Origin of the sequence: Methylosinus sporium (genome assembly GCF_003113265.1) — a bacterium.
Classification (GTDB): Bacteria; Pseudomonadota; Alphaproteobacteria; order Rhizobiales; family Beijerinckiaceae; genus Methylosinus; species Methylosinus sporium.
Window position 1 is genome coordinate 85,088 of the sequence record NZ_PUIV01000006.1, and the last position, 12,652, is coordinate 97,739.

The following is a 12,652-nucleotide window of genomic DNA, read 5'->3' on the forward strand; positions in this document are numbered from 1 at the left end:
ATTCGTTTCGTCGGGCGGTTTCCACAAGGGGAGCGCGAAGGCTCGCAGTCAGCGTCTGCGTCTCTGAAGAGAGAAGCGTCCGTCGCCCTTGTCTGGCCGACCCTCACATTAGGTTTCGCTCATGCTGATCGCACCTGACAAAGACTTCGACCGTCCCCGACATCCCGTCGATATCGTCGAGCAGCTGGCCTCCACCAATGACTGGAGCTTCGATCGCGACGATGAAGACGAGATTTCGATCTCTGTCGCCGGCGGTTGGACCGACTATCATGTGGCCTTCACCTGGCTGGCGGAGCTCGAGACTCTCCATGTGAGCTGCGCCTTCGATCTGCGCGTGCCGGAACGCCGCCGCACCGAGGCGCAGGCGCTGATCCGCACGATCAACGAACAGCTCTGGGTCGGCCATTTCGATTTGTGGCCGAGCGAGGGGGTCGTCATGCACCGCCAGGGCCTGCTGCTGACCGGCGGCGCCCAGCCCTCCGGTCCGCAATGCGCCGCTCTGCTGGACCATGCGCTGGAGACCTGCGAGCGCTATTATCAGGCGTTCCAATTCGTGCTCTGGGCCGGCAAGGGCGCTAAGGAAGCGCTCGAGACCGCGACCTTCGAGACCAAGGGAGAAGCATGATCCAAATGGCCGACGCGGCCGAGCTGCCCCGCTCCATCACTCTGGTCGGGGCCGGAAAAATGGGTTTCGCCCTGCTGCAGGGCTGGGCGGCTCGCGGGCTTTCTGGCGCGGGTGTGACCATTGTCGAGCCGCAGCCTTCGCCGGCGCTCGTCTCGCTCGCGCAGGAGCGCGGTTTTCGCCTCAATCCGGAAAATCGCGAGGCTCCGCGCGCGCTTCTGCTCGCCGTGAAGCCGCAGGCGCTGGATCAAGTCGCGCCGACGATCGCGGGAGAAGCCGGCTCCGATACGCTCATCGTCTCCATTCTCGCCGGCAAGCGCGTTGCCGATCTCTCCGCGCGACTGCCGCAGGCGCGGCTTTTCGTGCGCGCAATGCCCAACACGCCGGCCGCCATCGGCCGCGGAATCACCGGCGCCTTCGCCGCGCCCGCCGTCGATGCGGAGAATCACGCGCTGGCCGAGACTCTGCTCGCCGCCGTGGGCGAGGTGGTCTGGGTCGAGACCGAGCCGCTGGTCGACGCCGTGACTTCCGTGTCCGGCTCCGGCCCGGCCTATGTCTTCTATTTCGTCGAATGCCTGACCAGAGCGGGCGTCGAGGCCGGCCTGCCGGAGGAGACGGCGGCGCGGCTGGCCCGCGCAACCGTTTCCGGCGCCGGCGAATTATTACGTCAGAGCGCCGATACGACGCCGGCGACGCTTCGTCAGAACGTCACCTCGCCTGGTGGAACGACCGCGGCGGCGCTCGAGGTTCTGATGGCGGACGACGGGCTCGCGCCGCTGCTGGAGCGCGCGGTCGCCGCGGCGAAGCGCCGGGCGGGGGAATTGTCCGGCTGAGTGGCGCAAAGCGCTTCCGATTCGGCAAAAACGCCCTAAATTAACTTGCCTAAATTGACTTCTTGGAAGCGGCTGGCTTCGAGCGACGTGAGGAGGCGGCGATGGCGACGAGCGGCAAGACCAACGAAACAGGCAATGGAAGCGGCTCGGTCCGCGACCGCATCGTCGAATCCTTGATGCGGCTGGCGGCGCGCCGCGCCTTCGAGGATATAGCGATTTCCGACATCGCCCAGGACGCGGATGTCTCGCTCGCGGATTTCCGCGACTGCTTTCCGTCCAAGGGCGCGGTGCTGGCGGCTTTCTCGCGCAAGATCGACCGGCAAGTGCTGGAGGATTTTTCCGGCCGCTACGCCTCGGAGCCCGCCAAGGAGCGGCTCTATGAGGTGCTGCTGCGCCGTCTCGAGGCGCTCGAGCCCTATCGCAATGCGCTGGAATCGATCTCGCAATGGGCTTCGACCGATCCGCTGGCGGCGGCCGCGCTCAATCGCGAGACGGTCAATTCCATGCGCTTCATGCTGGAGGCCGCCGACATAGACAGCGAAGGCGCGCTCGGCGCGTTGAAGCTGCAGGGACTCGCCATCGCCTGGTGGCGCGTGCTCGGAACCTGGTTCGACGATCGCGACGTCGATCTGTGCCGCACCAAGGCCGCGCTCGACCGTGAGCTCTCACGCAGCGAGGCGGTGATCGAGCGGATCGAGGATGTGAGCCGCCTGACCTCGCCGCTGCGCGGTCTGGCGCGGGCGGTGTTCCGCGGAATGACCGGCCGCCGTCGCCACCGCCATCATGCGCGCGACCGCGACGATGAGTTCGAGGAAGACTATGAGGAGGCGCGTCGGCGTCATCACCACGCCGAAGAGCATTCTCACGGAGAAGGCCACCTCCATGGCGAGGGGCGCCATGAGGAGGGCCATCGCCGGCATCAGGACGACGCCACCGCCTGATGGCGGCGTCGTCCCGCTTTCATCAAAAGCCGATGCGCACTGCCGTCGTCACCGAATGGGCGACCGCCCCATTGCGAGTCGCGACATCGGCGTCATAGCCGATGCGCCAGCCGATGTTCGGCGCGAGATCGCCCTGCGCGCCGACGCCGACCGTGACGGAGTTGCGATCATAGGTCGGAATGAGGATCGTCTGCGTCGCCATTTGGCTGAGCACGCCGGCGAGGCTGACGTTCACGCGTCTGGGATCGCGGTCGAGCATCTCATTATAGGCGACCCGCACCCAAGGATTGACGCCCAGGAAAGAGGCCGAGAGCTCGCCGCCGAAGCGCAGCGTCGTCGCATAGGTCGAGTGCTCTGGATAAACGACATTGCCGCCGGCGGCGCCGCTCTCCGTATAGCCGCGAATGGTCGCATGGGTCTGCGTCACGCCGAAGAAGGGCGTGAATTGGAAGGCGTCTAGCTTGAGCTTGGCGCCGATCTCGCCGCCGAACGCGTAAGAATCGACGCTGGTGCGGCCGACGCCGGTGAGCCCATAGGCGCCGAGGCGGCGAATGTCCGAGAAGCCGACGTCCGGCGAGAAGGTCGCCGTTCCGTGCAGATAGAAGAGATCGCCGAAATAGCCGGCGTAGAGGCTCGGCGAGACGGTCGGCGAAATGTCGAAATAGCCCAGCGCGCCGCCGCCATATTGGCCTGCGCGCACCGTCGCCGCGACGCCCACGCGAATCTCCTTCCAGCCATAATCGACGCCGAAGGAGCCGCCATAGAGCGTGCGGTCGCCGTCGAGCCCGGGCCGCGACGAAGTGGGGCCGAAATCGACATTGCCGCCGAGCCAGGTCGAGAGGCCCTGCGCCGCGAAGACGCCACTCTGCGCGCGTCGAATCGATTGCAGCTGCGCGATGACCGGCGCGGCGGCGCTGGAGGCGAGGCCGAGAGCGCCGGCGTCGATGCGTCCGAGCACCTGGGGCGTCGTATCGCGCATGGATTTGAGGAACAGCGGATCGACGGCGGTCGGCAAAGTGAGCTGATAGACGAGGACCATATTGTCGTTGTTCTGGCCGGAGTTGTAGCTCTGGCCCTGCATCACGCCATTGGTCGTGGTGAAATCATTGTCGTTGGAGACGAAGAGATAAAAGTCGTTCGGCCGGCCCTCGACGAGCGTCGGGACGAGCGCCATGCCCTCCCATTTCTCCGACAGGGTGAGCTGCGATTGCGCCGACTGGCCGGGCGCGCCATTGTTCAGATTGAGGCCGAAGCGGGCGAGCTGCGTCGGGTTGAGCATGTTCACGAGCTCGACAGACTGCGCCGGCGTGATCGCCGGATTCAGCACGCCATTGGGCGCGACCTGGCCGCCCGCCGTCGTATCGGCGGCCGTGCCGGCGACATTGGTCGCCTGTCCGATGTCGACGAGATAGATGGATTTGACCATGATCGGATTGCCGCCCGCCGAACCCTGGCCGGTTCCGTCGCGCGCCAGCACGAGGAACTGCTTGTCGTTGAGCGCCACCATCTCGCTCTGCGCCGCGGTGCGATTGGCGCTGCCGCCATCGCCGTTCTGCCTGTAGGTCGGCAGCTGCAGCACATAGGTCTCGATCGGCGCCGCCGGCGTCGGATTGAGCGAAATATCATAGACCAGGATGCGCGTATTGTTGCGCGTTTGCTGTCCAGAGGCCTGGTCCTGCATCGTCGCGCTCTGCAGGATCGCGAAAAGCCGGTTGCCGTCCGGGCTCACCGAGACCGCCTCGAGGCCTTGATTGTTGCGGCGTCCCGTCGTCGGCGCGACGGTCGAGTTGAAGTCGATCGCGCCATTGGTTCGCGGCAGCAGCGAAGAGGGAACGCCGACCGAGCCGACGAGATTGCCATTGGCGTCGAAATAGAAGATCGACGGGCCATATTCGTCGCTGACGTAGAAGCTGCGGTCGGTCTTGAAGGCGAGGCCCTCCGCGTCGAGCGATATCTTGCCGGCGCCTATGCCGGCGGCAGGGCTCGGCGCGAGGCGGCCGAAGAGATTGACGGCGCCCGACCCAGAATCGGCGCCGGTGAATGTCTTGCCCTGATTGTCGCGCAGCAGAACGCCGCCGTCGGGCGTCATCTGCACCTGATTCTGCGAGCTGGTGGAGGCGGGGAGATTCGCGCCCGAATAGGGCGAGAAGGCGATGTTGAAGCGCAGCAGCCGTCCCGCATAATCGGAGAAGACGCCATTGGCGGGATCGTTGAGGCCGCGGTCGGGCAGGGCGAGCATGGTCGCGACGAAAGTCGAGCCGCTGCGCCGCCAGGAATAAGGATCGATGGCGAGGCTCGAGAAGGAGCCGAGCGTGTCGCCGAGGAAATCGACCGTCCCAGCCGGAAGACGTCCGGTTCCGACGAGACCTTGATTGGTGAAGGTCACGCCTCCCATGCTGATAGAGGCGGCCCCGTCATTGGCGACGACATTGGGCGTGCGATAGGTCTGCGCCATTGCGGCGCCATGCAGCGCGAGCGTCGAGATGGACGCGAGCAACCAGTTACGAAAAGGCATTTTATCCCCCGGCTTTAGCTTGGCCGGAGGTCGGTCTATGGCCGCCCGTTAACGATTCCGTGACAGTCTGGCCACGGTCGCTAACAGGACGGAAACATTCTCAGGCTGTGGCCCTTCCGCCACAATTCGCGAGCGTCACAAGGAGACGTAGACGAATTTGAGGCCCTTGAGCGTCGGGTAGTTCTCGCGCAGCGCCTTGGCGATCTTGCCGACGAGGTCCTTGTCGCCGGCCGCCGAGGGGCCGACGAAATCCGTTCCCTGCATCCATGTCTCGAGGAAGCAGTGGAGCGTGTTGTCGTAGGCGTCGTCGGTGGGATGCGCCGTCTTGTCGGCGAGCGAGGCGATTCCGTCGGCGCTGACCTCGAGGCGCCAGTCGCGGTCGTCGACGACCGAGCCGATCAGCTTCGCAATGTCGGCGTCGGTCCAATCGCCCTTCAAATCAACGGCCATTTTTTTCGCTCCTTGCTGCGCGCGGCTTCGGCGGCGCGGGACAAAATGGACGAAGGGCCGGGATCGCCTGTCGGATAGCCGACAGGCGCACATCGCGGCCCTTCCCGCAGGCTCACTTCTTGGTGAGCTTCGCCACCGCCATGTCGATCGCGGTCGTCGCTTCGCCGACGGTGAGCCACGCCTCGGCGCGGTCCTCGTTCTTGAAGGATTTGCCGAGATTATACGGCTCCTCGCCCGGAACGTGCAGGAAGCAGGCCCATTTTCCGTCGGCCTGCTCCTCGACCGTCACTTTGTAGTCCGCCACGCGGTCCTCCTGTTGCTTTGCTGCGTCTGTTCTCACGGTGCGCCGGTCCGTCCCCGGCGCGACTGTGGCGAAGCAGATTGGGCGCCATATGGCGAGACATGCGGCGGCACGCTTATTGAACCTCGCCTCGCGGCCGGCGGAGCGCCGGGGCAAGGAGGACGAACCCCATGACCGACATTGTTGAAGGGCCGGCGCTGGCCGCTCTCTCCTGCGGCAAGCCCGCCTTTCTCGTCGTGATGCTGCATGGCGAGGGCGCCGACGGCCAGACCATGGTCGATCATGCGCTGAACTGGGCTCCCACCATGCCCAAGGCCGAATTTCTCGCCGCCGAAGCGCCCGTGGGCGTCGATGGCGTGAAGCGCTGGTTCGACGGCGGTGATCCAGAGGGGCTCGCCAAAGGGCTGGCGGCGCTCGAGCGCTTTCTCGAGGCGGCGCTGGCGAAGCGCCGCCTTCCGGCCTCGCATCTGGCGCTGGTCGGCTTCTCGCAGGGGGCGACGCTCGCGCTGCTCGCCGGCGTCGCGCGGCCGGGGCCGGCGGCGGCGGTGGTGGCGTTTTCCGGCGGTCCCTATGGCGCTCCGCCCGTCGGCGCCGATGGCGCGCCGCCCATTCTGCTGATCCATGGCGACGCCGACGTGGTTTCGCCGCTCGCCGCCGCACGCGAGACAAAGGCTGAGCTGACGGGGCAGGGCGCCAAGGTCTGGTCGATGACGCGCAAGGGGCTCGATCATGCGATGGACGACGATGGCGTTATCGCCGCCGGCGATTTCCTCACCGAGCATGTCGTGCACAAGAAGGGCGCGGCGCAAGACGATCACGACCACGATCACGATCACGACGACCGCGATCACGCGCATTGAGGCTCGGCACGGCTCTTGCGGGACGAGGTCAGGCTCTATGCGAAAGGAGATATGGCCATGGCCCTGACCGCCGAGGACATAAAAGAAGGCAAATGCTATGCGACCCGCGGACCCGAGCGATACAAGGTGATCGCCATCAATCCGCGCGGAATCGTCACCTTCCTGACCTGGGAAGGCAATCAGAAGCCGAGCCCCCTGCGCGCCAATTGCGGCATGAAGGCCTTTCTCGAAGGCGTGACGAAGGAAATCCCCTGTCCGGCGGAATAGCGGGGCGAGGCCGCGCGAAGATCGGACGTCGATGACGCATGGCGCTCCCGCAGCGGCGTCCGCCGCTGCGGTCACTCGACGTTCAGCTGCCAGGAAATCCCGAATTTGTCCTTCAGCCAGCCGAACTTCCTGCTGAAGCCGTAATCGGCCGGCGGCATGAGGTATTCGCCGCCGGCGCTCAGCTGGCCAGCGATTCCGTCGAGCTCTCCTTCATCGGCGCAGGTGATGAAGAATGAGATGCTCGGCGTGAAGGAGAAGGGATGGGGAATGGGGCTGTCGAAGAAAATGAGCTCCTGGCCGCAGATCGAGACCAGGGCCCGTTTCACGCTGCCCGCCGGCTCGGGGCCCGAGCCGTCATAACGATCCATCGTCACGATGCTGCTGTCGGGGATGGAGGCGAGATAGAAGTCGATCGCCTCCTGCGCGCTTCCCTCGAACATCAGAAACGGCGTCATATTTTTCGGCATGAGAAAGCTCCCCCTCCTTGTCGGCGCATCCGCCGGCGATCACACTGGCAAAGTGACGGTCGCGCGCAAGCCGCCGAGCGGCGAGCCCTCGAGCGTCACCTCGCCGCCATGCGAGCGCATGATGTCGCGCGCTATGGCGAGGCCGAGCCCGGAATGGCTCTCGTCCTGATTGCGCGACTCGTCGAGCCGGTAGAAGGGCCGGAAGGCGTCGTCACGTCGCTCGACCGGAATGCCCGGGCCGTCGTCGTCTATATGGATGGTCAGCATATGGCCGTCGTTGACGCCGGTGAGCGTTATGTTTTTCGCGTAGCGCTGGGCGTTGCCGACGAGATTGGCCAGGCAGCGTCGGAAGGCCGCGGGACGCACGGCCACCAGCCTGCGGCCGGAAAAGTCCGTCTGCGCTCCGAGGCCGCGCCGCTCCGTATCGGTTTTCAGCTCGTCGAGCATCGCCGCGACGTCGGTCTCCGCCGTCGCCTCGCCGCCGTCGCCGCGCGCGAAGGCGAGATAGGCCTCGACCATGCGCTCCATTTCGTCGACGTCCTTCTTCATCTCGGCCGTCTCCGCCGTCTCGCCGATGAGGGCGAGCGACAGCTTGAAGCGCGTGATGATGGTGCGCAGATCATGCGATACGCCATTGAGCATTGTGGTGCGCTGCTCCATGGCGCGCTCGACGCGGCGCTTCATCTCCAAAAAGGCGGCGCCCGCCTGCCGCACCTCGCGCGCGCCGCGCGGGCTGAAAGCGACCTCGCGGCCCTTGCCGAACTCCTCCGCCGCGCGGGCGAGGCGCAGGATCGGGCGAATCTGATTGCGCAGGAAGGACGTCGCGATGGCGATGATGACCATCGAGGCGATCACGGTCCAGATGAAGAAGATTTCCGAGTTGGACGCATAGGCCTGGGTGCGATGCGCGAGCAGCCGCATCACCGAATCGTCGAGCGCGACTCTTATTTCCACTATGTTGGAGCGCCCCACCGTGTCGATCCAGAAAGGGCGCTGCAGGCGCAGCGACAATTCCCGCGACAAAGTATGGTCGAGCAGCGAGAAGAATGGCTTGGCGGCCGGCGGCGGCAGCGGCTCCTTGGGCAGGAAATGAACGTCTATGCTCAAATCCTCGCCGGCGATGCGCTGGATGATGTCGCGATGCTCGCCTTTGGGAAAGGCGTCGTAGAAATCGATCAGCCCGGCGACGTCGCGCGCCACGGCGGCGGAGAGGCGAGACGTCACCGCCTGCCAATGCCGCTCCATGAAGAAATAGGCGACCGCCGATTGCAGCAGCACGATCGGCAGAATCACGATCAGCAGCGAGCGGGCGTAGAGCCCCTTGGGCATTCGCTCGTGCAGCCAGCCGGCGAAGCGCCGCCAGAGCTGGCGCGGGGCGTCGAGCGCGGCGGGGAGGGCTAGGGTCATTGCGCTTTTCCGTATTCCTCGGCCTGTCCAACGATGGCGTCCACCCACAGCCTGTAGCCGCGGCCGCGGATCGTCTGCAAATGGCGCGGAGCCAGCTCGTCGCTCTCGAGCTTGCGCCGCAGCCGGGCCACCTCGACATCGACGCTGCGCTCGCCCGCGCTCTCGACTTTGCCATTGACGAGCCGCTGCGCCAACCTCTGCCGTGACACGATCTCGCCCGCATTCATCGCCAGCACGCGCAAAATCTCCTCTTCGCGAGTCGTCAGATGGACGATTCGACCATGTTCGCGCAATCGGCCCTTTTCGAGATCGAAGCCGAAGGCGCCGAAACGCACGCTCGCCGCCGCCGGGGCGGGGCGGGCCGCGCGGCCGGCGCGGCGCAGAATGCTGGCGATGCGCAGCGACAATTCGCGCGGCTCGAAGGGCTTGGCGAGATAATCGTCGACGCCGGCCTCCAGCCCGGCCACGCGATCGGCCGTCTCGCCGCGCGCGGTCAGCATGAGAATGGGGGAGGAGCGCAGCGGCTCCGCCTCGCTGCGCAATTTGCGCGCGAATTCCGGTCCGCTCTCGCCGGGCATCATCACATCGAGGACGATGAGGTCGAAGGTCATGTCCGCGAGCCGCGCGCGCGCCTGGACGGCGTCGGCGGCGGCGCTGACCAGATAGCCCTCCGCGGCGAGATAGCGCGACAGCAGCGAGCGTATGCGCTTGTCGTCATCGACGACGAGAATATGCGGGCCGGGCTCGGCCGCGGTCTGCGGCGCCGGCGCGCTCATGCGGCGTCGTCTTCGGTGTGCTGCCGCCGGCGCCGGCGCGGCGGCAGATGGGCGCGCACTTTCTCGCGGTCCGGCGCGTTGACCATGGCCAGCAGAAAATCGACGGTCGTCTCGCGCGCCTCCGGCGGCAGCTCGCCGAAGACGCGGCGGAAGCGCTCCGATTGCAGCGTCGCCAGCTCCTGGGCGAGACGCGCGCCCTTGGCTGTCGGGAAGAGGAGGCGCTGGCGGCGGTCGGTCGCGCCTTCGCGCGCCTCGACGAAGCCGGCGTCGAGCAATTGCTTGAGCACGCGGTTGAGGCTCTGCTTGGTGATTTTCAAAATATCGAGCAAGGCGGCGATGGCGAGGCCGGGGCGGCGATAGACGAAATGCAGCACGCGGTGATGGGCGCGGCCGAACTGGTAGTTCTCGAGCAGACGGTCGGCGTCGCCGACGAAATCGCGATAGGCGAAGAAGAACAGCTCGATGAGGTCGAACATGGGCTCGCTCTCGGGCGCAGGCTCGCGTCCGACGAGCGCCTGCGTCGAGGCCGGGCGCAAAGGCTTGCGTTCGATGGATGCTTTCACGTCGGGAACCGCTATATGTCGGTGGAAGCGAAAAAGCCGTGAACCATGCCCTGGACAGGGCGCTCGGAAGCCCGCCCTCTGAATAGGAGGGTGAAACGCCCCTCCGGCGCCGCTCGATCGTCCTGAACTTATACGTCAGCTATATTGACATATTTCTGACCGATGGCTAGTGGTTTGGAGAAGGCCGGCTCGAGACCGGCCGCCGCATGGGACGGCCCCCCTTTTTCGCCTTTGACCTCATCGGAGTGTCGGATGTCGGTTTTGCCCTTCGACCAGCGCGACGGCTACATCTGGTTCAATGGCGCGCTCATCCCCTGGCGCGACGCCAAGCTCCATGTTCTCTCGCACGGGCTGCACTACGGCTCCAGCGTGTTCGAGGGCGAGCGCGCTTATGGCGGCGTGATCTTCAAATCGACCGAGCATTCCGAGCGCTTCAAGCGTTCGGCGCAAATTCTCGATTTCGAGATTCCCTATAGCGTTGCCGAGCTCGACGCGGCCAAGGCCGCGGTGGTGAAGGCCAATGGCTTCGACAGCTGCTATGTGCGGCCGGTGGCCTGGCGCGGCAGCGAGATGATGGCCGTCGCCGCGCAGAACTCGACGATCAATGTCGCGATCGCCGTGTGGGACTGGCCGAGCATGTTCGACGTCGCCACGAAGATGAAGGGCATTCGCCTCGACATCGCCGATTATCGCCGGCCCGATCCGCAGACCGCGCCCTCGCTGGCCAAGGCGGCGGGCCTCTATATGATCTGCACCATCTCCAAGCATCGCGCCGAGCGCCGCGGCTACGCCGACGCTCTGATGCTCGACTGGCAGGGCCGCGTCGCCGAATGCACCGGGGCCAATATTTTCTTCGTGAAGGACGGCGTGCTGCATACGCCTCTCGCCGATTGCTTTCTGGACGGCATCACCCGCCGCACGGTCATCGATCTCGCCCGCCGCCGCGGGATGGAGGTGATCGAGCGCCGCATCATGCCGGACGAGCTGCCGGAGTTCAGCGAATGCTTCATCTGCGGCACGGGCGCGGAGGTCACGCCGGTCGCCGAGGCCGGTCCCTATCGCTTCACGCCGGGCGCCATTTCGCGCACGCTGATCGAAGACTATACGCGCGAAGTGAATCCGAAGGCGGCCGCCGCCTAAAGACGAATTGCTTCGTGTCCTTCGCGTCTTCGTGGTAAAAAAATCCCTCGAAGGCGCGACTGACGCGACGGGCCGAGGGGGTGGCGAGGCATGGGAAAGGTCACGGGGTTTCTGGAAGTCGACCGGCAGGACCGCAAATATAAGCCGGCCGCCGACCGCATCCGCCATTATGACGAGTTCGTCATACCCCTCTCGGAGGAGGCGACGCGCAATCAGGCGGCGCGCTGCATGGATTGCGGCATTCCGTTCTGCCACAATGGCTGCCCGGTCAATAATCAGATCCCGGACTGGAACGATCTCGTCTACAACGGCGACTGGCGCCGCGCCCTGGCCAATCTCCACTCCACCAATAATTTCCCGGAATTCACCGGCCGCGTCTGCCCCGCGCCCTGCGAGGCCTCTTGCACGTTGAATCTCGTCGATCAGCCGGTCACGATCAAGACGATCGAATGCGCGATCGTCGACCGCGGCTTCGAGGCGGGCTGGGTTCTGCCCGAGCCGCCGAAGAAAAAGACCGGCAAGCGCATCGCCGTCGTCGGCGCCGGCCCGGCCGGTCTCGCGGCCGCGCAGCAGCTGGCGCGCGTCGGCCATGACGTGCATGTCTATGAGAAATTCGCCAAGGCCGGCGGCCTGCTGCGCTATGGCATTCCCGACTTCAAAATGGAGAAGCATCTCATCGACCGCCGCGTGGCGCAGCTCGAGGCGGAAGGGGTGGCTTTCCATTACAATGTGCATGTCGGCGTCGATCTCGAGGCGGAGAAGCTCGTCGGAGAGCATGACGCCGTGATCCTCTCCGGCGGCGCCGAGCAGCCGCGCGATCTTCCCATTCCGGGGCGCGAATTGCGCGGCGTGCATTTCGCAATGGATTTCCTGCCGCAGCAGAACCGCCGCGTCTCCGGCGAGCCGCTCGTCACCAATGAGCCGATCCTCGCCTCCGGCAAGCATGTCGTCGTCATCGGCGGCGGCGACACGGGCTCGGACTGCATCGGCACATCGGTGCGGCAGGGCGCGCTTTCGGTGACGCAGCTCGAGATCATGCCGCGGCCGCCGGAGAAGGAGGCCAAGCTCGTCACCTGGCCGGACTGGCCGCTGAAGCTGCGCACCTCCTCCTCCCATGACGAGGGCTCGACGCGCGAGTTCGCGGTGATGACGCGGGAGTTTCTGGGCGCAGACGGCGCCGTCACGGGCCTGCGCTGCGAGCGCGTCGACGGTAAGCTGGCCGCCGTTCCGGGCAGCGAGTTCACGCTGAAGGCCGATCTCGTGCTGCTGGCCATGGGTTTCGTCTCGCCGGTCCGCGAGGGACTGCTGAAGAAGCTCGCGGTCACGCTGGACCCGCGCGGCAATGTGGCCGCCGACGTCAAATCCTACCGATCGTCACGCGAGAAAGTCTTCGCGTGCGGAGACATGCGGCGCGGGCAATCGCTCGTCGTATGGGCGATCCGCGAGGGCCGGCAATGCGCCGCCTCGGTGGACGCGTTTCTGATGGGCGAAACAAATCTACCGAGGTGAG

Annotated in this window: 14 protein-coding genes; 7 read left to right on the forward strand and 7 right to left on the reverse strand. The window is 65.8% G+C overall.

The window, feature by feature from the left end; translation table 11 throughout:
- Window positions 1–121: 121 nt before the first annotated feature.
- From C5689_RS06595 to C5689_RS06605, 3 genes are all read left to right on the forward strand, one after another.
- Window positions 122–625: a type III secretion system chaperone family protein gene (locus tag C5689_RS06595; protein ID WP_108916476.1), complete on the forward strand. Its 504-nt coding sequence runs from the start codon at window positions 122–124 to the stop codon at window positions 623–625.
- Between the two features lie 5 nt (window positions 626–630).
- Complete coding sequence (proC, locus tag C5689_RS06600; protein ID WP_108916554.1) at window positions 631–1,455, forward strand: pyrroline-5-carboxylate reductase; 825 nt, start codon at window positions 631–633, stop codon at window positions 1,453–1,455.
- Between the two features lie 101 nt (window positions 1,456–1,556).
- Entirely contained in the window at window positions 1,557–2,396 is an 840-nt protein-coding gene (locus tag C5689_RS06605) for a TetR/AcrR family transcriptional regulator (protein WP_108916477.1), read from the forward strand.
- A 22-nt stretch (window positions 2,397–2,418) separates the two neighbouring features.
- On the opposite strand, the gene C5689_RS06610 is transcribed toward C5689_RS06605, so the two are convergent.
- The 3 genes from C5689_RS06610 to C5689_RS06620 form a co-directional block, all read right to left on the reverse strand.
- Window positions 2,419–4,911 (reverse strand): esterase-like activity of phytase family protein, encoded by a 2,493-nt coding sequence (locus C5689_RS06610; RefSeq protein ID WP_158271779.1) that lies wholly within the window; start codon window positions 4,909–4,911, stop codon window positions 2,419–2,421.
- 135 nt (window positions 4,912–5,046) lie between these two features.
- Window positions 5,047–5,361, reverse strand: coding sequence for a hypothetical protein (locus C5689_RS06615; protein WP_108916478.1), 315 nt, complete (start codon window positions 5,359–5,361; stop codon window positions 5,047–5,049).
- Between the two features lie 112 nt (window positions 5,362–5,473).
- Window positions 5,474–5,665 carry a hypothetical protein gene (locus C5689_RS06620; RefSeq protein WP_026191360.1) on the reverse strand — a complete coding sequence of 64 codons (192 nt, stop codon included), beginning with the start codon at window positions 5,663–5,665 and terminating at the stop codon, window positions 5,474–5,476.
- A gap of 167 nt (window positions 5,666–5,832) precedes the next feature.
- Between C5689_RS06620 and C5689_RS06625 the strand changes: the two genes are divergently transcribed.
- Both C5689_RS06625 and C5689_RS06630 read left to right on the forward strand, forming a co-directional pair.
- Complete coding sequence (locus C5689_RS06625) at window positions 5,833–6,522, forward strand: alpha/beta hydrolase (protein WP_108916479.1); 690 nt, start codon at window positions 5,833–5,835, stop codon at window positions 6,520–6,522.
- A gap of 57 nt (window positions 6,523–6,579) precedes the next feature.
- Entirely contained in the window at window positions 6,580–6,789 is a 210-nt protein-coding gene (locus C5689_RS06630) for a hypothetical protein (RefSeq protein WP_108916556.1), read from the forward strand.
- Window positions 6,790–6,860: 71 nt separating this feature from the next.
- Here the strand turns inward: C5689_RS06630 and C5689_RS06635 are convergent, their stop codons facing one another.
- From C5689_RS06635 to C5689_RS06650, 4 genes are read right to left on the reverse strand one after another with little or no spacing between them, the layout of a single operon-like run.
- Window positions 6,861–7,256 (reverse strand): VOC family protein, encoded by a 396-nt coding sequence (locus tag C5689_RS06635; RefSeq protein WP_108916480.1) that lies wholly within the window; start codon window positions 7,254–7,256, stop codon window positions 6,861–6,863.
- A gap of 39 nt (window positions 7,257–7,295) precedes the next feature.
- Window positions 7,296–8,663 carry an ATP-binding protein gene (locus C5689_RS06640; RefSeq protein ID WP_108916481.1) on the reverse strand — a complete coding sequence of 456 codons (1,368 nt, stop codon included), beginning with the start codon at window positions 8,661–8,663 and terminating at the stop codon, window positions 7,296–7,298.
- The gene (locus C5689_RS06645; protein WP_108916482.1) at window positions 8,660–9,439 is read right to left on the reverse strand and encodes a response regulator; all 780 of its coding nucleotides are present in this window, start codon (window positions 9,437–9,439) and stop codon (window positions 8,660–8,662) included. Before C5689_RS06645 ends, C5689_RS06640 begins: the two co-directional genes overlap by 4 nt.
- Complete coding sequence (locus C5689_RS06650) at window positions 9,436–10,002, reverse strand: MarR family winged helix-turn-helix transcriptional regulator (protein WP_108916483.1); 567 nt, start codon at window positions 10,000–10,002, stop codon at window positions 9,436–9,438. The genes C5689_RS06645 and C5689_RS06650 overlap by 4 nt, the downstream gene beginning before the upstream one ends.
- 252 nt (window positions 10,003–10,254) lie before the next feature.
- Between C5689_RS06650 and C5689_RS06655 the strand changes: the two genes are divergently transcribed.
- Both C5689_RS06655 and C5689_RS06660 read left to right on the forward strand, forming a co-directional pair.
- Window positions 10,255–11,142 carry a branched-chain amino acid aminotransferase gene (locus tag C5689_RS06655; RefSeq protein WP_108916484.1) on the forward strand — a complete coding sequence of 296 codons (888 nt, stop codon included), beginning with the start codon at window positions 10,255–10,257 and terminating at the stop codon, window positions 11,140–11,142.
- A 90-nt stretch (window positions 11,143–11,232) separates the two neighbouring features.
- Complete coding sequence (locus tag C5689_RS06660; RefSeq protein ID WP_108916485.1) at window positions 11,233–12,651, forward strand: glutamate synthase subunit beta; 1,419 nt, start codon at window positions 11,233–11,235, stop codon at window positions 12,649–12,651.
- Window position 12,652: the final 1 nt, after the last annotated feature.

What these genes read in the sequence shown, in the direction of transcription:
- C5689_RS06640 (WP_108916481.1), bottom strand. Translation starts at nt 8,663, where the DNA reads ATGACCCTAGCCCTCCCCGCCGCGCTCGACGCCCCGCGCCAGCTCTGG.
- C5689_RS06610 (WP_158271779.1), bottom strand. Translation starts at nt 4,911, where the DNA reads ATGCCTTTTCGTAACTGGTTGCTCGCGTCCATCTCGACGCTCGCGCTG.
- C5689_RS06595 (WP_108916476.1), top strand. Translation starts at nt 122, where the DNA reads ATGCTGATCGCACCTGACAAAGACTTCGACCGTCCCCGACATCCCGTC.
- C5689_RS06655 (WP_108916484.1), top strand. Translation starts at nt 10,255, where the DNA reads ATGTCGGTTTTGCCCTTCGACCAGCGCGACGGCTACATCTGGTTCAAT.
- C5689_RS06645 (WP_108916482.1), bottom strand. Translation starts at nt 9,439, where the DNA reads ATGAGCGCGCCGGCGCCGCAGACCGCGGCCGAGCCCGGCCCGCATATT.
- proC (WP_108916554.1), top strand. Translation starts at nt 631, where the DNA reads ATGGCCGACGCGGCCGAGCTGCCCCGCTCCATCACTCTGGTCGGGGCC.
- C5689_RS06630 (WP_108916556.1), top strand. Translation starts at nt 6,580, where the DNA reads ATGGCCCTGACCGCCGAGGACATAAAAGAAGGCAAATGCTATGCGACC.
- C5689_RS06660 (WP_108916485.1), top strand. Translation starts at nt 11,233, where the DNA reads ATGGGAAAGGTCACGGGGTTTCTGGAAGTCGACCGGCAGGACCGCAAA.
- C5689_RS06615 (WP_108916478.1), bottom strand. Translation starts at nt 5,361, where the DNA reads ATGGCCGTTGATTTGAAGGGCGATTGGACCGACGCCGACATTGCGAAG.
- C5689_RS06605 (WP_108916477.1), top strand. Translation starts at nt 1,557, where the DNA reads ATGGCGACGAGCGGCAAGACCAACGAAACAGGCAATGGAAGCGGCTCG.
- C5689_RS06625 (WP_108916479.1), top strand. Translation starts at nt 5,833, where the DNA reads ATGACCGACATTGTTGAAGGGCCGGCGCTGGCCGCTCTCTCCTGCGGC.
- C5689_RS06635 (WP_108916480.1), bottom strand. Translation starts at nt 7,256, where the DNA reads ATGCCGAAAAATATGACGCCGTTTCTGATGTTCGAGGGAAGCGCGCAG.